Raw genomic sequence first — 21,204 nt, forward strand, 5'->3', positions numbered from 1 at the left:
ACGATGCAAACATCCGATATCAGTTTCAAGCGTCACCGTTTTCCTGCGCAAATCATTGCTCATGCAGTCTGGCTTTACCTGCGGTTTAATCTGAGCCTGCGTGAAGTTGAGGAAATGCTTCTTGAGCGTGGTGTCGACGTTTCTTATGAGACGGTCCGCCGCTGGGTCGCCAAGTTCGGACCCCAGATTGCTCGCAATTTGCGGCGGCGACAGCCGCGCCCAGGCGATGTTTGGCATCTGGACGAAGCCGTTGTGAAATGTGCTGGAGAGAAGTTCTGGCTTTGGCGTGCGGTCGATCAGCATGGCACTGTTCTTGAAGAAATCTTGCAGAAGCGACGCAACAAAAAGGCGGCCAAGCGCCTGCTGGTGGCGTTGATGAAACGCTATTGCTTTGTTCCCAAACGTATCATCACTGATAAATTGCGCTCCTACGGCGCAGCAAAGGCGGACGTGGCACCCCGCCTCGTTCATTGGTCACACAAAGGCCTCAACAATCGGGCTGAAAACAGTCACCTGCCGTTTCGAAAAAGGGAACGAACCATGCAGGGCCACCGATCAACGGGAGCATTGCAACGGTTCGTCTCCATGCACTCCGCTACCCGGAATTGCTTTTCAGTTCCATCCCGCCGCCGAGCCGCACAAACAATTCGCTACCATCGCCTCGAAGCTTTCGACGCATGGAAAATTGCGGCTTGCATCCCCTGAAAATCCGAGAACCTCAACCCATTCTCGGCATGGGAAACTTAACGTGACAACACCCTTCTCGCATCGTAGCGCAACGCGCTTGAAGCGCTTGAGTTTTCCGACTGCTTGCTCGATGCGGGCGTGACCTTTGTAGAGCGCTTTGGGAAAGAAAGTCGGCTTTGATTTTGCCGTTGAACGATAAGGAATGACGGGAACCGCACCCCGCCTTCTTGCGGCCTGGCGGTTAGCCTCGCTGTCATAGCCCTTGTCGCCCATGGCGGCGCGGGGATCTACATCGGGGCCAAGGCCAAGCAGGATTGGAAAGTGCGGAGCGTCACCTTTCTCGCCCCCGGTCAGATCAAAGGCGATGGGATGTCCGTCGAAATCGGTCTTCAGGTGGATTTTGGTCGAGAAGCCGCCTCGCGAGCGGCCAAGCGCTTGGCCATATTGCCCCCTTTTGCTCCTGCTGCCGAAACATGCGCGCGCACCACGGTGCTGTAGAACATCTGAACCAGATCGGCCGACGTGCTCAGGCTGGCAAGGTGCTCGAAGAAAATCTCAAAAACACCCGCCTTGCTCAATCGGGAAAAGCGCTTCCAGACACTGTTCCAATGTCCATAGCGCTCCGGCAGACCGCGCCAGGTGATATTGTTGACGGAGAAATAGTGCAGGGCCTCCAAAAACAGCCGGTCATCTCGACCCTTGTCGCCCCGCCGCGGAAGCGAGGCGCGGAAAACCTCAAGTGCGACCGTCCAGTCCGCTTCTGTCATCTTCGTCAGCATCGCCGATCTCCTCTGAAACCGGCAACCCATGAATCATTCAAATACGGATTTGGGAATCGCAGAAATTAAACTTGCGGCAATCCGTCCACACCGCCTAAAACATTAACCTGTTCCATTGTAAAACAAATTGGGGCTGCGCGCAGCCTTGGGGCGTAGTAACCCCGAAGTACGTCGGTTGGTGCCTGCCGACAAGGTACCGGATTCCTTGACCTTTTTGGGTCGGGGAGCCATGGGCGCATGTCCAGGTTCCTCCGAACTAAAGGTCCATGGGACTGGGCGTACTCGGTTTACTAACTCCCCGATCAAGGGGTCAGGAAAGAGGCTTGGGGGCGTACCGCAGATTCTCCTACTGAGGCGACCGGAAAGGCTGGCTTGAGAACACTCTCCCTTGTGTTAACGGCATGATGCCGTGCTGTTGCGTCGGATGAGAAACCGGCGGTCGGGTCATTGTGATTGCGACACCACGGGAAGGTTCTGTTCATGAAGCCGTTGATTGATAAATTTCGGCGTGCACTGGAGGTTTCGGGCGAAAACCCTGAATTGCTGAAAGCACAATATCTCGCGTTCTCACCGCAAATGCCGTTGATGTACCTCATTTTGCTTTCGAGCACCTGGGTGGTCGCGGGAACCCACATGCCGGTTGCACCTCTCTGGCTCTCGATAGGCATCCCAAGCATTCTGACAATCGGATGCGTTATGCGCATCGTCCACTGGTGGAGATCCCGCCACTCCAAGCCAACGCCATTCACCGCGCTGAATGCCCTGCGATGCACAAACCGATTGGCGTTCGTAATCGCGATCGCTTTCAACGGCTGGTCATTCTTCCTCTATCCTTATGGCGACGCCCACGCCCGCTCACACCTCGCCTTCTATATGGCGATCACGGTGATTTCCTGCATCTTCTGCCTGATGCATCTGCGCTCGGCCGCTATGACGGTAACAATCATCGTCAACGGCGCATTCATTTTCTTTTTCGCTGCGACCGGGCAACCGACTTTCATCGCCACCGCCATCAATATCGCACTGGTTTCGATCGGCATGCTGGTGATCCTCAACATCAACTATGCCACTTATCTCGCAGATGGTGACGAGGCAGACCGAAGCACGCCGCAAGCAGGAGGAACAGGGGCGGCTGCTGCGCATGATCGACGACATGCCGGTAGCGGTGATGACCGTCGAACCCGAAGGTTTTACGATCACCTATGCAAACGAAACCTCGAAAGATCTCATCCGCAGCATCGAGCATCTTCTGCCCCTGAAGGCCGACGGTCTCCTTGGTTCGTCTATCGATGTCTTCCATCGCCATCCCGAGCACGAACGACGCATCCTATCAGACCCCAAAAACCTGCCGCACAATGCCCGCATCGATCTCGGCCCGGAAGTTTTGGACCTGAAGGTGTCCGCGATCATGGCGGATGACGACACATATCTCGGGCCGATGCTGACTTGGGCGATCGTCACAAAGGAAGTGGAAGCGGAACGGCAAATCCGCCACCTCGCCCATTACGACACACTGACCGGTCTCGCCAACCGTGTGACGTTCAACGAGAACATGGATTCCGCCCTTGCCCTTCCGGGCGACGGACCCGCCCTCCTGTTTATTGATCTTGACGGCTTCAAAATAGTGAATGACACCAGTGGTCATCGTGTCGGTGACGAGTTCGCCATTCTGGTTCCGCATGTTGAAACATCCGAACTTGAAACTTTTGCGTCCCGTATCATTGAAACGCTGTCTCTTCCCTACGATCAAATCCTGATCGGTGCGTCCATCGGAATAGCTATCGCGCCAATACACGGCAACACCGGAGAATCGCTGCTGGCGCGTGCGGACATTGCTCTTTACGCTGGGAAAGCGGCGGGCAAGGGGACACACAGGACGTTTAGCGAAAATATGGAGAGCCGGATACAGAAACGGGTCCGCCTCTGTGCAAAGCTCCGGACGTCGCTTGCAACACGTCAGGGCATGTTCGTTTTCTATCAGCCGATTATTGACGCTCACACCAAGAAGATAACTGCACGCGAAGCCCTTATCCGCTGGCTTCACCCTGAGCGGGGTTGGATTTCGCCCGCCGAATTCGTGCCGATCGCTGAAGAAAGCGGGCTGATCGACCAGCTCGGCGACTTCGTTCTAAATACCGCGTGCCTTGATGCGGCCGGGTGGAGCGATGCTGCACGGGTGGCGGTCAACGTATCGGCCGCGCAACTCGGAAAAGGAACCATCGCATCGGCCATTCTAGCGGCACTGACCCGTTCCGGGTTGTCCCCTTACAGGCTGGAAATCGAAGTGACCGAAACAGCTATGCTTTATGATGAACATGGTGCGATTGGCGATTTGCGCCGCATCCGCGACATGGGTGTTCGCGTGGCGCTGGATGATTTCGGGACCGGCTATTCGTCCCTTACCCATCTGCGCGCCTTCCCCTTCGACAAGATCAAGATCGATGGCTCATTCGTGAAAGATGCCGTCGAGCGGCCGGAGTCGGCCGCGATCGTCAGGGCAATCGCTGATCTGGGCAAGCGTCTCGGCGTCACGACCGTTGCTGAGGGCGTAGAGACGGAAGCGCATCTGATCCGCGTTCTTGAAGAAGGATGCACCGAAGTTCAGGGCTATTTTTATGGCAAACCGGTCCCGAGCGAACGGGATGCAGGAACGATAGCAGAGTTGAACCATAGGAAGGTGAAAACAGCATGAGTAATTTCGAGGACATGAAGAGAGGACCAAAGGTACCTAATCCCGTCGATATCGAAGTGGGGGAGCGCATTAAAACACGGCGGCGCATACTTGGAATGAGCCAGGGCAAGCTTGCCGAAGCTCTGGGCGTGACATTCCAGCAGGTTCAGAAATACAAAAAGGGCAAGAACCGCGTCGGCGCAAGCCGGCTGCAGAACGTCGCAACCATCTTTGGTGTGCCGTTTTCGTATTTCTTTCCCGATCAGAGTTCCGGAACTGAGGGCGATATCACGTCGAATCCGGGCAAGGAGATCACCGCGTTTCTCGCAAATAACGAGGGCCTTGATCTGAACAGGGCTTTCGCCCTGATCAGTTCACCACTCGTTCGCAAACGCGTCGTGGGCCTCGTAAAATCGATCTCTGAAGCAGGTCTTGGTGAAGCAGGGAGTGGGGGATGAAGGAACTTTTCGAGCGAGCGGAAACGGGTTCGGCAACATCATTCCGCGACCTGCATATCATCCTCGATGCCATGCCTGTTGCCATGTCCTGGGCGACCCTTCCGGGCGGGGACATCCGTTTCGTCAATCGCACCTTTATCAGGTTGTTCGGATATCCTGAAAGCCGTTTCGCAACCGTCGATGAGTGGATTGCAGAAGTCTACGCAACGTCGGCAGAGCGGCGTACCGCCCGCGAACGTTGGGCCGCTCTCTGGAGGGGAGACCAATCGGGCATTGCGGAAATCGATCCGCTTGAATGCCGGGTGCGTTGTGCTGATGGGACATATCGCACAACGCTCCACCGCGGGACCTTACTTTGGGATGTCGGGATAGGGATCGCTACTTTCGAGGACATTTCAGATCGCAAAATTGCCGAAGACGCCATCCGTCGCATCGCAATGGAAGATCCTCTTACCGAACTCGCAAACCGCCGGGCGTTGCACGAGCGCTGGGAAACCGAAGTCACATCGGCACCAACGAAAGCCAACCTCAAGCTGGGGGTCCTGCTCGTTGACCTCGACGGTTTTAAGCCGGTCAACGACCGTCTGGGGCACGAGGCTGGCGATCAAGTCCTGAAGATGGTTGCCGATCGCCTGCGCAACGCCGTCCGCGATACGGATCTCGTCGGCCGGATTGGTGGCGATGAGTTTGTGGTTCTGTTGTCCAGCCTTCAGAGCGACACACAGGCAGAGGCTATCTGTGATCGCATCAATGCCACCTTTGACGCGCCATTCGTATTTGATGTGGAAACGATAACCCTTGGCGCGAGCATCGGGGTCAGCCGTTATCCGCAAGACGCCACAGATCTGGCCGGTCTTATACGGCAAGCCGATCAGGCTCTTTACAGACGAAAAAGGACAGGGCGGGGTGGTTGGGAATGGTTCTCCAATCCCGCCGCATAAAGCAGAGCAAGCGCCACGGCATCGTAATGTTAACCCCTCGGCGATTGCCCTGTGCGATTTTGCGGCATGACCCAAACCGTTCGTGATCCCCTTTATCGCCACCACCGGTTCCCAGCTGAAGTGATTGCTCAGCGACGGCGTTGTCCAGATCGGCGATTCATGCATCTAGGAGGCCCGGATAGCTAGCCAGAAGCGAGCCAATCCGGGCCTTAGCTTTGCCCAGGCAATGTGGGGCATTCGGGGCAAAGCGTTAGACATCGAGATCGGTGGCAACGATCCGACGGTTATAAAATATACCAAATATTGTTCTTGGTCTTTAAAGTTATTTCCCATCGTGTGATCGTGTAGACGTATTTGATGACGAGAAGTAGCCTCGGATACTGGAGATTGGCGCTTCCTATGCTACCGGCGGATCTGCATCCTGTAAGAGCCTGACTGAAAAAGAGTTGAGTGAAATCAGCCAGTTGTGCTTCCTTTCGGATTTGCTTAAGATTCGATGGAGACCGCAATGGGCTGACTGATTTCATCCGTCGTCAATATGGCCGACGGACGGGGGCGTTATGCAAGTGATGTTACCGACAGGGAGTGGTCGCTGATCGCTCTGTTTATCCCGACGCCACGCAGGCTCGGCGGCCCCCGCAAGACGGAGTTGCGCGAGGTTTTGAACGCACTGCTTTATATCGCGTCTTCCGGATGCCAATGGCGGATGTTGCCGAAGGATTTTCCACCCTATTCAACTGTGCAGGGTCACTTCTACGAGTGGCGGGCGACTGGCCTTTGGCTGCGGATCAACCATCATCTCGTCATGGAGACGCGTGAACTGGAGGGAAAGGAAGCCTCGCCAACGGCGGGGTGATCGACAGTCAGAGTGTCAAAACGACTGAAAGCGGCGGGATTGCGGGCTATGACGCGGGCAAGAAGATCAAAGGTCGCAAGCGTCATATCGTTGTCGACATGCTCGGTTTGATGGTGGGGCTCGTCGTCCACAGCGCTGACATTCAAGACCGCGATGACGCAGTGGCGGCTCTCAAAACCGTCCTCCGACGCTTTGAAGTGCGGCCGCGTCGCTGGGTGGTGGAGCGCACATTCGCCTAGCTTGGCCGATGCCGGCGACTGGCCAAAGATTGGGAGAAGTCAATCGCTTCCGCTGAAGCCTGGATGCTCATCGCCCACATCCGAATTCTCACCCGCAGGCACCTAGGTGTGGACGGATTTGATCAAGATGAAGCCTGCGGCGATTGCGACGATGGAGGAGAAATTTTGTTTGGTCTTCTCGCATCGTAGCGCAACGCGCTTGAAGCGCTTGAGTTTTCCGACTGCTTGCTCGATGCGGGCGTGACCTTTGTAGAGCGCTTTGGGAAAGAAAGTCGGCTTTGATTTTGCCGTTGAACGATAAGGAATGACGGGAACCGCACCCCGCCTTCTTGCGGCCTGGCGGTTAGCCTCGCTGTCATAGCCCTTGTCGCCCATGGCGGCGCGGGGATCTACATCGGGGCCAAGGCCAAGCAGGATTGGAAAGTGCGGAGCGTCACCTTTCTCGCCCCCGGTCAGATCAAAGGCGATGGGATGTCCGTCGAAATCGGTCTTCAGGTGGATTTTGGTCGAGAAGCCGCCTCGCGAGCGGCCAAGCGCTTGGCCATATTGCCCCCTTTTGCTCCTGCTGCCGAAACATGCGCGCGCACCACGGTGCTGTAGAACATCTGAACCAGATCGGCCGACGTGCTCAGGCTGGCAAGGTGCTCGAAGAAAATCTCAAAAACACCCGCCTTGCTCAATCGGGAAAAGCGCTTCCAGACACTGTTCCAATGTCCATAGCGCTCCGGCAGACCGCGCCAGGTGATATTGTTGACGGAGAAATAGTGCAGGGCCTCCAAAAACAGCCGGTCATCTCGACCCTTGTCGCCCCGCCGCGGAAGCGAGGCGCGGAAAACCTCAAGTGCGACCGTCCAGTCCGCTTCTGTCATCTTCGTCAGCATCGCCGATCTCCTCTGAAACCGGCAACCCATGAATCATTCAAATACGGATTTGGGAATCGCAGAAATTAAACTTGCGGCAATCCGTCCACACCGCCTAGCAAGGTACCATTTCTATTGAGTTCTTTTCGAATCAGGTTCCAACGCTACTGATTTCAGCATAAATAACAAGACCAGATGAGCGATTTACGGCGGCAAAGCCGCTAGTAACGTTGAACTAAAGTAGGCATCATTTTATTTTGCTTCTGTTGTAACAGCGGGAGTTTGATTGATGGTCGGCAGGCAAGCGGGCTTTGTCGCTCTGAGCGACGAGGATAGAAATTTTCTTGAGTCTCAGGTGCGTCGGCACAAGGCGCCGCGCTCGCTGTCGGATCGATGCCGGATAGTTTTGCTGTGCGCGCAGGGCTTGCAGAGCAAAGATGTTGCCGAACGCCTTGGCGTCCACGAGCACACGGTTGGCAAGTGGCGCCGCAGGTTCGTGCAGGGTGGCATTGACGGGCTGACCGACGAATATCGCGCAGGTCGGCCACGAACCGTCTCTGACGCCCAGGTAGCTGAGGTCGTCGAACGGACATTGAACACCACCCCGAAGGATGCCACGCACTGGTCTATCCGTTCGATGGCAGCCGACCGCGGGCTGTCGCACACCACCATCCGTCGGATATGGACCGCGTTTGGTTTGCAGCCGCATCGTTCGGAGACATTCAAGCTGTCTTCCGATCCCCTGTTCGTTGATAAGGTGCAAGGGTGTTGTCACGTTAATCGGCTCACAGTTGGCTGCGTTTCGGGTTGGTCGTAGATTTCGACGATGCAAACATCCGATATCAGTTTCAAGCGTCACCGTTTTCCTGCGCAAATCATTGCTCATGCAGTCTGGCTTTACCTGCGGTTTAATCTGAGCCTGCGTGAAGTTGAGGAAATGCTTCTTGAGCGTGGTGTCGACGTTTCTTATGAGACGGTCCGCCGCTGGGTCGCCAAGTTCGGACCCCAGATTGCTCGCAATTTGCGGCGGCGACAGCCGCGCCCAGGCGATGTTTGGCATCTGGACGAAGCCGTTGTGAAATGTGCTGGAGAGAAGTTCTGGCTTTGGCGTGCGGTCGATCAGCATGGCACTGTTCTTGAAGAAATCTTGCAGAAGCGACGCAACAAAAAGGCGGCCAAGCGCCTGCTGGTGGCGTTGATGAAACGCTATTGCTTTGTTCCCAAACGTATCATCACTGATAAATTGCGCTCCTACGGCGCAGCAAAGGCGGACGTGGCACCCCGCCTCGTTCATTGGTCACACAAAGGCCTCAACAATCGGGCTGAAAACAGTCACCTGCCGTTTCGAAAAAGGGAACGAACCATGCAGGGCCACCGATCAACGGGAGCATTGCAACGGTTCGTCTCCATGCACTCCGCTACCCGGAATTGCTTTTCAGTTCCATCCCGCCGCCGAGCCGCACAAACAATTCGCTACCATCGCCTCGAAGCTTTCGACGCATGGAAAATTGCGGCTTGCATCCCCTGAAAATCCGAGAACCTCAACCCATTCTCGGCATGGGAAACTTAACGTGACAACACCCTTTTCCCTGACGAAGTTGGTTTCGTCAGCGACCAGGATGCGGGCATTCGGATAGAGCGCCAGAAACTCGCGGGCGGCCTGCGCCAGGCAATGGCCGGGCACGACGAGCATCGCCTTGTTGATCAGGCCGAGGCGGCGCTGTTCCATGATGGCGGCCGCCATGGTCAGCGTCTTGCCGGCGCCGACGGCGTGCGCGAGGTAGGTGGCGCCGGCGGAGATGATCCGCCAGATCCCGCGTTTCTGATGGCCATACAAAGAAAAGGCGCCTGAGGCGCCGGGAAGCTGGAGATGATCGCCGTTGAAGGCTCGCGGCGCGATGTTGTTGAAAGTGTCATTATAGACCCGCGCCAATCGATCGGTGCGATCCGGATCGGACCAGATCCAGGACTGGAAGGCGGTCTTGATCTTGGCGAGCTTTTCCTTAGCGGCTTCCGTCTCCACGGTGTTCAACACTCGTCGCTCGGTCTCGCCGTCGCGGACGGTGTCGAAGATCTGCGGCACGGACGAGTTCAAGGCGTCGGATAGAAGCTGGCCGGCATGGCGGCGATGGGTGCCCCAGTCGGTGGTGCCGGCAGCCGACCATTCCAGCTGCCGCGCATTGACCGTCCAGGTCGCCAGTTCCGGCAGATGATATATGGAGATATCGGCCTCCATCCTCTGTTTGACGAAGGCGACGACATCATCGGCCGGGATCCATGGCGCACCGAGGCGTGCGGTGATATCCGAGGGCCTGAGATCGGCGGGCTGGACGCGCTCCAGCGCCGCGACATTCCGCAGAAAGACCGGATCCAGGTCCGCCGCCGCCCGCGCGATTACCAGCTTCGACCGGACCGCACGGGACAGATAGGCATCAGCCATCTGCCATGAACCATCGGACGGGCAATGTAAACTTAGCGCTTCGCAGTCATGATTTGGGGTTGAGGTTCTGGTTTAGGCGGCTTGAATGCCAGCGATTTGGTACCATGTTTGCATGGCTGTTTCTCGCAATTCGCGATGATGGGTGGATGGAATGTCGTGGCGGGGAACGTGAAAGAGGTTGGCAATCGGATCGTGGATGGAAACGAACCGTTGAAGGTGCCTCGCTGACTTGAAGCGCCTCATAATCCTTTCACGCCGTCGGACAGGCTGATGAGAATTCTCGGCCCGATTGTTCAGGCCCTTGTGCGAGCGATGTTCGATACCGGGCATGATATCACGCTTCGCCGCACCGTAGGATCGAAGCTTGTCGGTGATTATCACACGCGGCGCACGGCATTGCCCTTTCAGAAGCTTTCGCATCAAACGCTTTGCCGCCTTGGCATCGCGGCGGCTTTGCAACAGCACGTCGAGAACAAAACCGTCCTGATCGACGGCGCGCCAGAGCCAATGTTTCTTGCCGGCGATCGTGATGACAACCTCGTCGAAGTGCCAGTTGTCACCGAGCCTGCCGGCAGATCGCTTGCGGATATCATTGGCAAAATGTCTACCGAACTTCTCCGCCCAGAGCCTCACGGTTTGGTGAGAGACGATGAGGCCACGGGCAGCCAGCATATCCTCGACCATCCGCAGGCTCAGCGGAAACCGGAAATAGAGCCAAACGGCATGGGCAATCACCTCGGCTGGAAATCGATGGCGACGATAAAGAGGATCACGGGCAAATCTGGTCATGCCACAAGATCCCAAATGTTGATCGATGCCAGGTTAACTTTACAGTGCCGCGGCAGCAGTTCGCCTCCCGCAAGACCGGTTCAATAGGGTTGCCGCAGGAGGTTTAGCATAGCGCCGGCCAAAGCCCGAAACCGGGACCGACGGCCCCCGGCGCGCGGGTCCGCTTTTAACCAACCTAATCACGGGCCTTCCAAACTCGTGCCCAAGGTCGTTTCGAAGTCGGCCGCAGCACTGCTTTTGATCGGAGACGGAACCACCAATGCTCTCGAAATGTTTACCCCGCGGAGAAAACCGGGGAGATACGAAATGGAAAACGCATCGAAAGCTCTGGCTGATGAGTATCGGGCCCTCGGAGGCCGCCGAGTGGCTGTGATCGACGACAATGTCGGATCATCACGCGACTGGGATGGCGATACAGCGGAAGCGGCTGCATTCTGGAACGAACGTATCGCAACCTTGCCGGACCGGGAAAAACGTGATGTCGAGACTTTCCTCCCGTCCTTGAACGATGGGAGTGACGAGCCAGCCTCCAAGTGACATCGGCGCCCAGCGTAGGTTATCCCAGATGAATGTCGAGAAAGTGCTTTTTCCACGAAGCGACTGGGTACCGAATAACCAACGGTTTCCAGTTCTGGTCTATCGAGCCGCCATGCTGGATTGCCAGTCTTCCGACTTCGAACATACCTTCGCACGGAATGGATGGATCGGCATCTGGCGCAACGGCGTTTTCGATTATCAGCACTATCACTCCGGCGCTCATGAGGTGCTCGGGGTCGGGCGCGGCAACGCCACGCTCCTGATAGGCGGTCCGACCGGCAAGGCGTTCGAAGTCGCGACGGGCGACTGTCTTATCCTCCCTGCGGGAACAGGCCATCGCAAACTGGAGTCGTCGCCTGATTTCCAGGTCGTCGGCGCTTATCCGCCGGGTCAGCACGCCGACATCCAGACAGAAGCGGCCTCACCCGAAATGCAAGAGGCAATCTCGTCATTGCCACTGCCGGATACAGACCCTCTGTTTGGATCATCCGGTGGCATACTGGAGACGTGGCGATGAGAATTCCGACTTCGGACGATCCGGCACCCGAAAGGCGCCGTGCCCTTTCCCGTCTTCGCCAGATGGAGATCATAGAGGGCCTCCTGGAATTCGACCTCGCCAGCCTTGAGCAATATGCGGACGCCGTCGCCGAGGAGCGGCAAAATCTTACGAAACGATTTTTGCCGACCGGGTCCGGTTGCTAAGTGGCCTTGCTCACGTAATTTTGGCTTGAGCGCCCACTTGGTGAAAGCATTGTCCGGAACAAAGCCGCCGTGCTACCGTTTATGCGCGCAAGGACTTGGAGGGACACAGATGGCAGCGCATCGGGCTCAGTGGAAGGGTCACTTGAAGGTCGGCGAACTGAGCTGTGCCGTCGGGCTTTACACCGCAGCGTCCACATCAGAGCGGCTCAGCTTCCACATGATCAACGAGGCGACGGGAAACCGTTTGAAGCGCGAATTCATCGACAGCGAGACCGAGGAGACAGTAGAACGCGATCAACAGGTGAAGGGCTTTGAGACCGGCAACGGTGATTATATCATGATCGACCCGGAAGAAGTCGCGGCAGTCGCGCCGGACTCCGACAAGATGCTGGAGGCCGAAGCCTTTATCCCCTGCGGAAAAATCGATGACGTCTATTTCGACAAGCCCTACTACCTCGTCCCGGTCGATGATGCGGATCATGACGCTTTCACCAGCATTCGGGATGCCTTGGTCAAGACCAGTGCCACGGCAATTGCGCGGACGGTCCTCTTCCGCCGGATGCGAACCGTCCTGATCCGGGCGCATGGTAAAGGCATTATCGCGACGACCCTCAACTTTGACTACGAGGTCCGATCCTCCCAGGAGGCATTCAAGGATGTTGCGAAGATCAAGGTCGAAGCCGAAATGCTTGAACTGGCCAAGCATATTATCGGAGCAAAGAAGGGTGACTTCGACCCGGCCAAGTTCGATGACCGCTATGAAGACGCACTGGCCGCCCTGGTAAAGGCAAAGGCCGAAGGCAAGGCCCTTCCGAAGCCGAAGCCCGTCAAGGTCTCCAAACCCAACGATCTCCTGAAGGCGCTGCAGGAGAGTGCTGGCATGGGTAAGCCGTCGGCGAAGAAACCGAAGGTCGCCAACGCCAACGCGGGCAAGAAAGCGCCTGCTTCAAAGTCCACCAAGAGCCGGGCAAAACCCGCAGCTAAGAAAGCGAGCTGATCGATGGCACCGCGTCGTCCCTATTGGAGAGGTTACCTCAAGCTTTCGCTCGTCACTTGCCCTGTGGCCATGACCCCGGCGACCTCTGAATCGGAAAAGGTTCGCTTCCACACGCTCAATAAGGACACAGGCAATCGTGTCGTCTCGCACTATGTCGACAGCGTCACCGGAAAACCCGTGAAGGACGAGCAAGAGGCCAAGGGCTACGAGCGTGGCGAGAACGACTACGTACTTCTGACAGACGAGGACCTGGAGTCCGTCGAGCTGGAGACGGTCCGCACGATCGATATCGAGAAATTCATCCCACGCGGAAGCATCGAATGGGTTTACTTGGAAACGCCCTTCTATCTTACGGCTAACGACAAGATCGGCGACGAGGCTTTTGCGGTCATCCGACAAGCCATGGAGGCCGAGGACGTCGTCGGCGTATCTCGCGTTGTCCTGGGTCGCCGCGAGCGGGCGGTTGTGCTTGAACCACGCGGCGAAGGCATCGTCGTCTGGACGCTACGCTTTGGCGATGAAGTCCGGCCGGAAAGCGAGTATTTTACCGGCATCGAGAAAAAGTCGGATGCAAAGGGCGTGTCGGCCGTCGAGGCAGTTATCAAAAAGCGCATGCAGGACTGGTCACCGGAGATGGTGTCCGATCCTATTCAAGAAAGCTTGCTGAAGCTCATCGCCGATAAGAAGAAGGCAAAGAAATCGAGCAAAGCGAAGGCTTCGAAATCCACAAAGGGCGACGACGAGGAAAAGAGCAACGTCGTCAACATCATGGATGCCTTGAAAAAGTCGGTTGCCAAAGAACTCAAATCCCGCAAAGCCGGATGATCTCTGCCTATCTTGAGCGGCGGCGACGCCACCTAATGGCTTCTTGAAGCGGGCAATGTATGGTTACGCAGCCCGCCTCATAAGTTTCTCCAAGCGCTTGATCGCCTGCTCTAGCGGCCTTTGACCATCGCAATAGTCCTGCCACGCCGTATTATCCTTCAGAAGTCCAGGCACCGTGCGAATTGTGAACCGCTTCGGATCGAGGCCTTTTTTTACTTGAGCCCAGTTCAAGGGCATCGAGACGGTTGCTCCCGGCCGGGCACGGGGCGACAGGGGAGCCACCGCCGTCGAGGTGCGGTCGTTTCTCAGATAATCCAGGAAGATACGGCCTTCACGCTGCGCCTTGGACATCTTGGTCAGGTAAAGCTCGGGATTGTCGCGGGCCATCTGCAGACACACGTCGTGCGCGAAAGCCTTGCCTTCGTCCCAGCTCAGCTTCTTGCCCTTCGAAACAGCGAGCGGCGTTACAACATGGAGCCCTTTGCCGCCCGTCGTCTTGCAGAAGCTGACCAGACCCAGCTCTTCAAGCCGATCCCTGATTTCTCGTGCACCTTCTACCACTGTCGCAAAGTCGACATCCGGGCCTGGGTCCAGATCGAAGACGAGACGACCGGGGACTTCAGGCTGATAGGGTTCGCAGTTCCACGGATGTAGCTCGGCGCCGCCGATCTGTGCGATCGCGGCCAAACCCTCGACGCGGCCGATCTGGAGGTACGGCTGCTTGTCGCCTGAGACTTTCACCTGTTCGATCAGGTTTGATGTCCCCTGCATCGCATGCCTTTGGAAGAACTGCTCCCCGCCAATACCGTCAGGCGTGCGAATGATTGAGCACGGCCGGCCCTGGATATGATCGATGAGCCAAGGCCCGACTGCCTCATAATAGTGAGCGAGGTCCACTTTCGTTACGGGTTCGCCATCAAGTGCGTCAGGCCACAACTCCTTGTCCGGGCTGGAGACCAGGACGCCCATGACGTCGACCTTTGCACCCTTGCGAAGACGGGAAGATGTCGTCGGCGTCGGGGCCGGCTTGCGAGCGGTTTCCGGGTCGGGCGTATCGACTTCGGCAGGTTCTGCCGGCTTCTCGGCCTCGACTTCTTTTGCGGGCTTATCCTCTCGCAGCCCCTTGAACGCAGCCTGGCGCACTTGCCCATCAGCCGTCCAGCCGGCGAATTCGATCTCGGCTACCAGTTCCGGCTTCAGCCATACGATCTCGGCGGCTTTTTTTGGGGCGCCTATTCCGGTGAACGGCGATTTCGACGCTTCCAACGCTTGAAGCTTCGGTAGGATCTGGTCGACGACCTTCGCTCCATAGCCCGTTCCCACCCGTCCGACATAGACGAAATGGTCGCCCCGATAGACACCGACCAGCAGCGATCGGAAGGCACCGTTGGTCGTGGCATAGGCTCCGATGACCACCTCGTGCCCGGCCCGGCACTTGGATTTCGTCCAGGTGTCACTCCGGCCGGATTGGTATGGTGCATCGCCCTTTTTCGACACGATGCCTTCCAGCGAAAGTCGGCACGCCGACTTCAGCACGGCGTCTCCGCCTGTCTCGAAATGCTCGACGAACCTCAGACGCGGATCGTCACCCGCATCGGACAGCATTGCCGACAATCGTTCTTTGCGCTCGGTGAGCGGAGCTTCGCGGAGATCTTCCTCACCTTCGAATAGCAGATCGAAACCGAAGAAGACGAGGTCATCGGTCTTTCCTTCCGAAAGTGCTGCCTGAAGGGCGGCGAAGTCCGGCGCACCATGATTGTCGAGAGCGCAGATCTCTCCGTCGATAATACAATCGGGAAGTGACGAGGCAGCCTTGGCGATAGCGGGCCATTTCGCAGTCCAGTCCAGGCCTTTGCGGGTTTTCAGGGTGACATTGCCATCCACCACCCGCATCTGGATCCGGTAGCCATCGAACTTGACTTCGTGGATCCATCCCTCGGCAGAAGGCGGGCGGGAGAGCGTTTCGCAAAGCTGCGGTGGCACGAATTCCGGCATACCGGTGTTCGGCTGCTTTGCAGCAGCGGCGCCTTTCTTGGTCGGCTTTGCCTTCGTCTTCGTTCCGGCCTTTCGCTCGTCGGCGGCCAGGCCCTCGGTGCTATCCCAGACAGCATCAGCCTCGACGACAGAGCCCTGCGTCATGAAAGGTTTCGGCTTGCGGCCCTTTCCCGACGCGATCGCCTCCATCGTGCGACCGGACGCAACGGAGGTGTCGTTCTCCTCCAGGATGGCTGCGCCGTTCTCCTCAACCGCATGGTCGTCGTGGTGCTTAATCAGGAGCCAATTGGTGCGCTTCTCGCCCTCGCGTCCGCGCATCCGGACGAGCACAAAACTACCGTGCAGGCGCTCGCCTTCGAGCGTGAATTTGAAATCGCCCTTGGCCAGGCCTTGTTCCGCCGTTTTGTTTCCCTCGGGTTCCCAATATCCCCGGTCCCAGAGCATGACGGTTCCGCCACCGTATTGACCCTTGGGGATGGTGCCTTCGAAGTCGCCATAGTCGAGCGGGTGATCTTCGACCTCGACCGCCAATCTCTTGTCATGTGGATCGAGTGATGGACCTTTGGTGACCGCCCAGGATTTGAAAACACCATCCATCTCGATCCGAAGATCGTAATGGAGCCGTGTAGCGTCGTGCTTCTGGATGACGAAGCGACGGCGGTTCGATGACTTCACCCCGACTTCACCGCTGGGCTCGGCGGTTTTCTTGAAGTCGCGTTTCTCGCGGTATTTCGAGAGATTATCGGGCATCGGCGTCTCACGGTTGATTTGCAATGCAAATGTTGTCCGTGCGGCGTTTGTTCCACCTCTCGTCTCGCAAAAGCTGTGCATTCATCGGAAGGGGTAGCAAGATCCCAATTGTTAGCGTCATTCAACGAATGTGGAAGCTACACCCAACTCTACCGGTGCCTTCCGAAGCTGCCGAGATGCCCGCTCTCTTAGGTCAGTAGATAACATGTCGACGGTTCTGATCTCTTCAAGTCGCTTATCTCTATACAAGGTCGTTAGGCGCAGTAACGTGCTGAGTTGATAGACGATACGGTTATTCGGCTCACGATTGGGTAACTACCGATTAAGCCCGCGGCCCACGGTGGGATCGCGGTTGGGCAGCAAAAAAACATCTCGCTCAGCAGGCCCAAGGCCACACTCACCCCGTTGACAGGGAACCATCGAACTACGCAGCGCGTTCTCGTTTTTGGTGGATGCCTCGCGGGTGCTCGTAACCCCCATGCAATCGGCCAAACCCACGTCGAGCGAGAATGACAGGAAGCTGCGCATGATCATCGGATACCATGCATCTCATGAGCAGTTTGCGCCCAGCGATCTATTATCATATGTGCAAGCTGCGCAGGATGCTGGTTTTCAAGCCATCATGACTTCTGATCACATCGCCCCATGGTTGAGCCGTCAGGGTAATTCCGGGAACAACTGGGCGTGGCTTGGTGCAGCCATGGCCAAAACGTCGCTCCCGTTCGGCAGTCTAGCGATCCCAGGCGGCTTGCGCTATCACCCGACGGTCCTTGCACATCTTGTCGGAACGATCAGCGAAATGTTTCCCGGCCGATTGCGCTGGATCGCGATGGGGAGCGGGGAGGCTCTCAACGAACATGTCGTCGGCGGCAAATGGCCTGCAAAGGCAGAACGCAATGCGCGCTTACTCGCAGGCACCGAGATTATCCGCGCCCTTCTGCGCGGCGAAGAGGTGGACCGGCATGATCGCTGGTTTACGGTCGACAAGGCGCGGCTCTGGTCACTGCCAGCTACGCCACCAGCCCTGTTTGCCGCGGCATTGTCCAACGAGACAGCACAATGGGCGGGCGAATGGTCCGACGGACTGGTTACGGTCAACAAACCGAAGCAGAAGCTTGATGAGATGAGGGACGTTTACCGCCATGGTGGCGGGCAGGGCAAGCCGCTTGCATTGCAGGTACAAGTTTCCTGGGCGCAAACCGAGGCCCAGGCGAGAGCAGCAGCTTTTGAAGAATGGCGGAACGCAACTTTGCCGCCCGCTGCCTTGGCGGATCTTCCGATGCCCAAGGATTTCGAGAGGGCAACGCGGCACGTCAAGCCCGAGGACATCGATGAGGTCATTCCGCTTGTCACGGGTCCGGATAGGCTATTCGAGCTGATCTTCGTGGCAAAAGACTGCGGATTTGAGGAGATGTTCATCCATAACGTCTCTCGTGACCAGATAGGTTTTATCAATTTCATGAAACGTCAGGTCCTCCCCGCACTGCGCGTATCCGAAACCTGACATGCACGAATTATCGTCGCGCTGAGCGCCTGGGCTTTATTACCGGAAAGGAAAGCAGCTTGATCAACGACCTCTGGTACAAGAACGCTGTCGTCTACTGCCTGTCCGTCGAGACCTTCATGGATGCCAACGGCGATGGAGTGGGCGATTTTCAGGGGCTGCAACGGCGGTTGGATTATCTGGCCGGTCTGGGCGTCAATGCCATCTGGCTGATGCCGTTTCAGGCCTCTCCGGGTCTCGATGATGGCTACGATGTCTCCGACTATTACAACATCGATCCCAGATACGGCACCCTCGGCGACTTCGTCGAATTCACCCATAGCGCAAAGCAACGCGGTATACGGGTGCTGATCGACCTCGTCGTCAATCATACGTCCGATCAGCATCCCTGGTTCAAACAGGCCTGCGCCGACAAGAATTCCCGATACAGGGACTGGTACGTATGGTCTGAGAAGAAGCCGGAAAATGCCGACGAGGGCATGGTCTTTCCTGGTGTACAAAAGACCACATGGACACGGGACGAAAAGTCCGGCGAATACTATTTTCACCGTTTCTTCAAATTCCAGCCGGATCTCAACACCGGCAATCCACATGTCCAGGCGGAAATCCTCAAGATCATGGGTTTCTGGATACAGCTCGGCGTATCGGGTTTTCGCATGGACGCCGTTCCCTTCGTGATTGCCGAAAAGGGTGCAGATGTGAAGGAATCGAAGCCGCAGTTCGATCTGTTGCGCAGTTTCCGCGAGTTCCTGCAGTGGCGCAAGGGTGACAGCATCATCCTTGCGGAGGCCAATGTCGTGCCCAAGGAGAACCTGCAGTATTTCGGCGACGACGGCGATCGTATGCAGATGATGTTCAATTTCCACGTCAACCAGGCTCTGTTCTACGCGCTCGCTAGCGCCGATACCCGGCCCCTTGACAAGGCGATGAACGAGACCCGGGAGCGACCGCAAACGGGGCAATGGGGAATATTCCTGCGCAACCACGACGAACTCGATCTTGGCCGGCTGACGGAAAAACAGCGGCAAGCCGTGTTTTCCGCCTTCGGTCCAGACAAGGACATGCAGCTCTATGATCGGGGGATACGGCGTCGCCTAGCGCCGATGCTGGGCGGCGATACCAGGCGTCTCAGGCTTGCTTATAGCCTGATGTATTCGCTGCCGGGCACCCCGGTCCTGCGATATGGTGACGAGATCGGCATGGGAGACGACCTAGCATTGGAGGAGCGCAACTGCGCCCGCACGCCTATGCAATGGTCGACCGAGCCGCATGGCGGCTTCACCAAGGCGGAAAAACCCGTCTTGCCCGTCATCGAAGGAGGTCCCTATGGGTTCGAACATGTCAATGTCGCGGCACAGCGGCGGGACGCGGAATCGATGCTGAACTGGACCGAGCGGATGATCCGTATGCGAAAGGAAGCCCCTGAAATCGGATGGGGAAGTTTCAGCGTTCTGGACTGCGGCGATACCGGTGTCCTGGCGATGCGCTACGACTGGCGCCACAACGCCGTCGTCATCATCCACAATCTCCACGACAAGCCAGTCGATATCTCGTTCGATCCCGGCGTAGGTGAGAGTGGACGCGTCCTGATCGACATCGCCGACGGCAGCGACAGCAGCGCGGACGAGAAAGGCCGGCATAACATGGTGATCGAGCCATTCGGTTATCGCTGGTACCGCGCCGGCGGGCTCGATTACCTGCTCAAGAGAAGCGACATCTGATCCCGCACCGGAACCTCGGCTTTGCTCCACCCGTTGCCCGATAGGCGAAGCGGCGTCTCTTGCCGTCCGTCATTCCGCCAGCCGACTCAAATCAGCGAGATCCGCAATGCCTGTAGTTGCTCCCGACAATCCGGTTCCCGATATCAAGTGGTGGCACACCGCGACCGTGTACCAGGTCTACAAGAAGCTCTACGGTAACAGATCATCGAGGCCGCCTGCATGGCGCATGTGCGCCGCAAGTTCCATGATGTGGTCAAGCTGAAGCCATCTCCGATCGCTGACGAAGGGCTGTCACGCATCGGTGCGCTCTACGATATCGAGGATCGCATCCGCGGCATGCCGGCCGACGAGCGACGCAAACTGCGCAAGGATCACGCCAAGCCCATTCTATCGGACCTGAAGGGCTGGATTGAGGCTACGCTTTCGACGTTGCCGCAGAAGTAGAAGCTGGCCGAGGCAATGCGATATGCCCTCTCTCGATGGGCAGCCTTGAGCGTCTACATCGACGATGGCCGGGTCGAAATCGACAACAGCGTCGAGCGGACCATCAGGCCCCTTGGCGGACCTGAGTCATTGTGCAATCCTTCTCTAAGTATCGGTAAACATTGGAATCGTCTCCGCATCAGCAATGCGACACGGGCGACCCTTTCGCGCTATCGCGGCTCGGACGGTCGCAGAATTGAGGTCACTGGCCCGGATTTGATACGGTGCGCCGGGAACCACCTGCTCGGCAGACAACACCCTCGTCTTGATCAAGTGTCGTATCCGGTGGTTGGTCACGCCCAAAGCCGCCGCAGCCTCGGTCATGGTCAGCCAGTCGCCGTCTTTGTCGGCTGATTTGTATGCGTGGATGGCGCGTACGCGCCTCACCGAAGCGACACGGTGCGCGGTCCAGGTTTTTCCTTGCCCGGTCGGCATGCCCATTCGATTGAGCGACGCGGCGATATGTTCATCGGACCAGCGTCCAACCATGCTCCGCATCACCGCCAAGGCGTCTTCCGTTGTGGCGCACCCATGTTCACCGCTCTGAGGCTTGCGAACTCTCAGCTCCGAGTGCTGACCGCCCTTCCAATGGATCGTGAGCACCACGTCGCGCACCGCATCATCAACATCGACCACAATGTCGGCGATCAGTGTACGTAGCAGTTGCTGGCGCACGCGCATGGTGACATCGGGCGTCGACGAGGCCGCTTGCAGATTGTCAGCGAGGTTTACGAAATTGCCTGGGTCAACTTCTATGGTTGAGGGGCAATCTGCAGGTTTGCGCACTTCCAGATCACGAACGCGGCGGAGCGCCGTTTCCCAATTCTTCTCTAGCTGTGCAGCAATCAAGCGATTGCCTGGATCGCATGCCGCATAACGCCGCTCGGCAAGGCTTGCCTCGTAGCGGTCCTGCCGCAGTTCTAGGTCGTGAATGTGGCGCTGTGGCACTGTAAAGTTAACCTGGCATCGA

The 21,204-nt window shown here is 57.3% G+C and carries 16 protein-coding genes and 7 pseudogenes; 15 read left to right on the forward strand and 8 right to left on the reverse strand.

Annotated elements, in window-relative coordinates; translation table 11 throughout:
- Positions 1–3: 3 nt before the first annotated feature.
- Complete coding sequence (locus tag H1Y61_RS24260) at positions 4–705, forward strand: IS6 family transposase (RefSeq protein ID WP_071202394.1); 702 nt, start codon at positions 4–6, stop codon at positions 703–705.
- Here the strand turns inward: H1Y61_RS24260 and H1Y61_RS27130 are convergent.
- The gene (locus H1Y61_RS27130; protein WP_409068207.1) at positions 613–1,086 is read right to left on the reverse strand and encodes a transposase; all 474 of its coding nucleotides are present in this window, start codon (positions 1,084–1,086) and stop codon (positions 613–615) included. The genes H1Y61_RS24260 and H1Y61_RS27130 overlap by 93 nt on opposite strands.
- Complete coding sequence (locus H1Y61_RS24270; RefSeq protein ID WP_156556108.1) at positions 1,077–1,466, reverse strand: transposase; 390 nt, start codon at positions 1,464–1,466, stop codon at positions 1,077–1,079. The genes H1Y61_RS27130 and H1Y61_RS24270 overlap by 10 nt, the downstream gene beginning before the upstream one ends.
- Positions 1,467–1,946: 480 nt before the next feature.
- Here H1Y61_RS24270 and H1Y61_RS24275 point away from each other — a divergent pair.
- The 4 genes and pseudogenes from H1Y61_RS24275 to H1Y61_RS24290 all read left to right on the forward strand — a co-directional run.
- A pseudogene (locus tag H1Y61_RS24275) lies at positions 1,947–4,158 on the forward strand (putative bifunctional diguanylate cyclase/phosphodiesterase).
- Positions 4,159–4,172: 14 nt separating this feature from the next.
- A complete protein-coding gene (locus H1Y61_RS24280; protein WP_409068208.1) occupies positions 4,173–4,595 on the forward strand; it encodes a helix-turn-helix domain-containing protein in 423 nt (140 codons plus the stop codon).
- Positions 4,592–5,536, forward strand: coding sequence for a sensor domain-containing diguanylate cyclase (locus H1Y61_RS24285; protein ID WP_156556106.1), 945 nt, complete (start codon positions 4,592–4,594; stop codon positions 5,534–5,536). The genes H1Y61_RS24280 and H1Y61_RS24285 overlap by 4 nt, the downstream gene beginning before the upstream one ends.
- A gap of 513 nt (positions 5,537–6,049) precedes the next feature.
- Positions 6,050–6,730, forward strand: a pseudogene (locus tag H1Y61_RS24290) (IS5 family transposase); the annotation flags it as partial.
- A gap of 3 nt (positions 6,731–6,733) precedes the next feature.
- Here the strand turns inward: H1Y61_RS24290 and H1Y61_RS24295 are convergent.
- Positions 6,734–7,147 (reverse strand): annotated as a pseudogene (locus H1Y61_RS24295) (transposase); the annotation flags it as partial.
- Positions 7,123–7,512: a transposase gene (locus H1Y61_RS24300; protein ID WP_156556108.1), complete on the reverse strand. Its 390-nt coding sequence runs from the start codon at positions 7,510–7,512 to the stop codon at positions 7,123–7,125. The gene H1Y61_RS24300 and the pseudogene H1Y61_RS24295, both read right to left, overlap by 25 nt.
- A 268-nt stretch (positions 7,513–7,780) precedes the next feature.
- On the opposite strand from H1Y61_RS24300, the pseudogene H1Y61_RS24305 reads away from it, so the two are divergent.
- Both H1Y61_RS24305 and H1Y61_RS24310 read left to right on the forward strand, forming a co-directional pair.
- Positions 7,781–8,254: pseudogene (locus tag H1Y61_RS24305) on the forward strand (IS630 family transposase); the annotation flags it as partial.
- A 63-nt stretch (positions 8,255–8,317) separates the two neighbouring features.
- A complete protein-coding gene (locus H1Y61_RS24310; protein WP_071202394.1) occupies positions 8,318–9,019 on the forward strand; it encodes an IS6 family transposase in 702 nt (233 codons plus the stop codon).
- 54 nt (positions 9,020–9,073) lie between these two features.
- Here the strand turns inward: H1Y61_RS24310 and H1Y61_RS24315 are convergent.
- A pseudogene (locus H1Y61_RS24315) lies at positions 9,074–9,952 on the reverse strand (DEAD/DEAH box helicase family protein); the annotation flags it as partial.
- 51 nt (positions 9,953–10,003) lie between these two features.
- Complete coding sequence (locus tag H1Y61_RS24320) at positions 10,004–10,720, reverse strand: IS6 family transposase (protein ID WP_180575595.1); 717 nt, start codon at positions 10,718–10,720, stop codon at positions 10,004–10,006.
- Positions 10,721–11,026: 306 nt separating this feature from the next.
- Here H1Y61_RS24320 and H1Y61_RS24325 point away from each other — a divergent pair, with 306 nt between their 5' ends.
- The 5 genes from H1Y61_RS24325 (at position 11,027) to ku (H1Y61_RS24345) (ending at position 13,781) form a co-directional block, all read left to right on the forward strand.
- A complete protein-coding gene (locus H1Y61_RS24325) occupies positions 11,027–11,257 on the forward strand; it encodes a hypothetical protein (protein WP_156557742.1) in 231 nt (76 codons plus the stop codon).
- A gap of 28 nt (positions 11,258–11,285) precedes the next feature.
- Positions 11,286–11,774, forward strand: a complete 489-nt coding sequence (locus H1Y61_RS24330) for a cupin (RefSeq protein WP_180575596.1) — start codon at positions 11,286–11,288, stop codon at positions 11,772–11,774.
- On the forward strand, positions 11,771–11,959 hold the full coding sequence (locus H1Y61_RS24335) for a hypothetical protein (protein ID WP_156557745.1): 189 nt from the start codon (positions 11,771–11,773) through the stop codon (positions 11,957–11,959). Before H1Y61_RS24330 ends, H1Y61_RS24335 begins: the two co-directional genes overlap by 4 nt.
- 109 nt (positions 11,960–12,068) lie before the next feature.
- A complete protein-coding gene (ku, locus tag H1Y61_RS24340; protein WP_156557747.1) occupies positions 12,069–12,956 on the forward strand; it encodes a non-homologous end joining protein Ku in 888 nt (295 codons plus the stop codon).
- Positions 12,957–12,959: 3 nt separating this feature from the next.
- Positions 12,960–13,781: a non-homologous end joining protein Ku gene (gene ku / locus H1Y61_RS24345; RefSeq protein ID WP_156557750.1), complete on the forward strand. Its 822-nt coding sequence runs from the start codon at positions 12,960–12,962 to the stop codon at positions 13,779–13,781.
- A gap of 63 nt (positions 13,782–13,844) precedes the next feature.
- Here ku (H1Y61_RS24345) and ligD read toward each other — a convergent pair whose 3' ends face one another.
- Positions 13,845–16,526, reverse strand: a complete 2,682-nt coding sequence (ligD, locus tag H1Y61_RS24350; protein ID WP_180575597.1) for a DNA ligase D — start codon at positions 16,524–16,526, stop codon at positions 13,845–13,847.
- Positions 16,527–17,052: 526 nt separating this feature from the next.
- Here ligD and H1Y61_RS24355 point away from each other — a divergent pair.
- From H1Y61_RS24355 to H1Y61_RS24365, 3 genes and pseudogenes are all read left to right on the forward strand, one after another.
- Positions 17,053–18,030 carry a TIGR03885 family FMN-dependent LLM class oxidoreductase gene (locus H1Y61_RS24355; protein WP_012648926.1) on the forward strand — a complete coding sequence of 326 codons (978 nt, stop codon included), beginning with the start codon at positions 17,053–17,055 and terminating at the stop codon, positions 18,028–18,030.
- A 59-nt stretch (positions 18,031–18,089) separates the two neighbouring features.
- On the forward strand, positions 18,090–19,751 hold the full coding sequence (locus tag H1Y61_RS24360; RefSeq protein WP_156557756.1) for an alpha-amylase family protein: 1,662 nt from the start codon (positions 18,090–18,092) through the stop codon (positions 19,749–19,751).
- A gap of 169 nt (positions 19,752–19,920) precedes the next feature.
- Positions 19,921–20,312, forward strand: a pseudogene (locus H1Y61_RS24365) (IS66 family transposase); the annotation flags it as partial.
- 27 nt (positions 20,313–20,339) lie between these two features.
- Here H1Y61_RS24365 and H1Y61_RS24370 read toward each other — a convergent pair.
- Positions 20,340–21,176: pseudogene (locus H1Y61_RS24370) on the reverse strand (recombinase family protein); the annotation flags it as partial.
- Positions 21,177–21,204 lie beyond the last annotated feature (28 nt).

Origin of the sequence: Agrobacterium vitis, from assembly GCF_013426735.1 — a bacterium.
GTDB lineage: Bacteria > Pseudomonadota > Alphaproteobacteria > Rhizobiales > Rhizobiaceae > Allorhizobium > Allorhizobium vitis_D.

Bases quoted from the DNA above. Each gene is read 5' to 3' on its own strand.
- H1Y61_RS24300 (WP_156556108.1), bottom strand. From the start codon at position 7,512: ATGCTGACGAAGATGACAGAAGCGGACTGGACGGTCGCACTTGAGGTT.
- H1Y61_RS24280 (WP_409068208.1), top strand. From the start codon at position 4,173: ATGAAGAGAGGACCAAAGGTACCTAATCCCGTCGATATCGAAGTGGGG.
- ku (WP_156557747.1), top strand. From the start codon at position 12,069: ATGGCAGCGCATCGGGCTCAGTGGAAGGGTCACTTGAAGGTCGGCGAA.
- ku (WP_156557750.1), top strand. From the start codon at position 12,960: ATGGCACCGCGTCGTCCCTATTGGAGAGGTTACCTCAAGCTTTCGCTC.
- H1Y61_RS24270 (WP_156556108.1), bottom strand. From the start codon at position 1,466: ATGCTGACGAAGATGACAGAAGCGGACTGGACGGTCGCACTTGAGGTT.
- H1Y61_RS24260 (WP_071202394.1), top strand. From the start codon at position 4: ATGCAAACATCCGATATCAGTTTCAAGCGTCACCGTTTTCCTGCGCAA.
- H1Y61_RS24325 (WP_156557742.1), top strand. From the start codon at position 11,027: ATGGAAAACGCATCGAAAGCTCTGGCTGATGAGTATCGGGCCCTCGGA.
- H1Y61_RS24330 (WP_180575596.1), top strand. From the start codon at position 11,286: ATGAATGTCGAGAAAGTGCTTTTTCCACGAAGCGACTGGGTACCGAAT.
- ligD (WP_180575597.1), bottom strand. From the start codon at position 16,526: ATGCCCGATAATCTCTCGAAATACCGCGAGAAACGCGACTTCAAGAAA.
- H1Y61_RS24310 (WP_071202394.1), top strand. From the start codon at position 8,318: ATGCAAACATCCGATATCAGTTTCAAGCGTCACCGTTTTCCTGCGCAA.
- H1Y61_RS24335 (WP_156557745.1), top strand. From the start codon at position 11,771: ATGAGAATTCCGACTTCGGACGATCCGGCACCCGAAAGGCGCCGTGCC.
- H1Y61_RS24285 (WP_156556106.1), top strand. From the start codon at position 4,592: ATGAAGGAACTTTTCGAGCGAGCGGAAACGGGTTCGGCAACATCATTC.
- H1Y61_RS24355 (WP_012648926.1), top strand. From the start codon at position 17,053: ATGATCATCGGATACCATGCATCTCATGAGCAGTTTGCGCCCAGCGAT.
- H1Y61_RS24320 (WP_180575595.1), bottom strand. From the start codon at position 10,720: ATGACCAGATTTGCCCGTGATCCTCTTTATCGTCGCCATCGATTTCCA.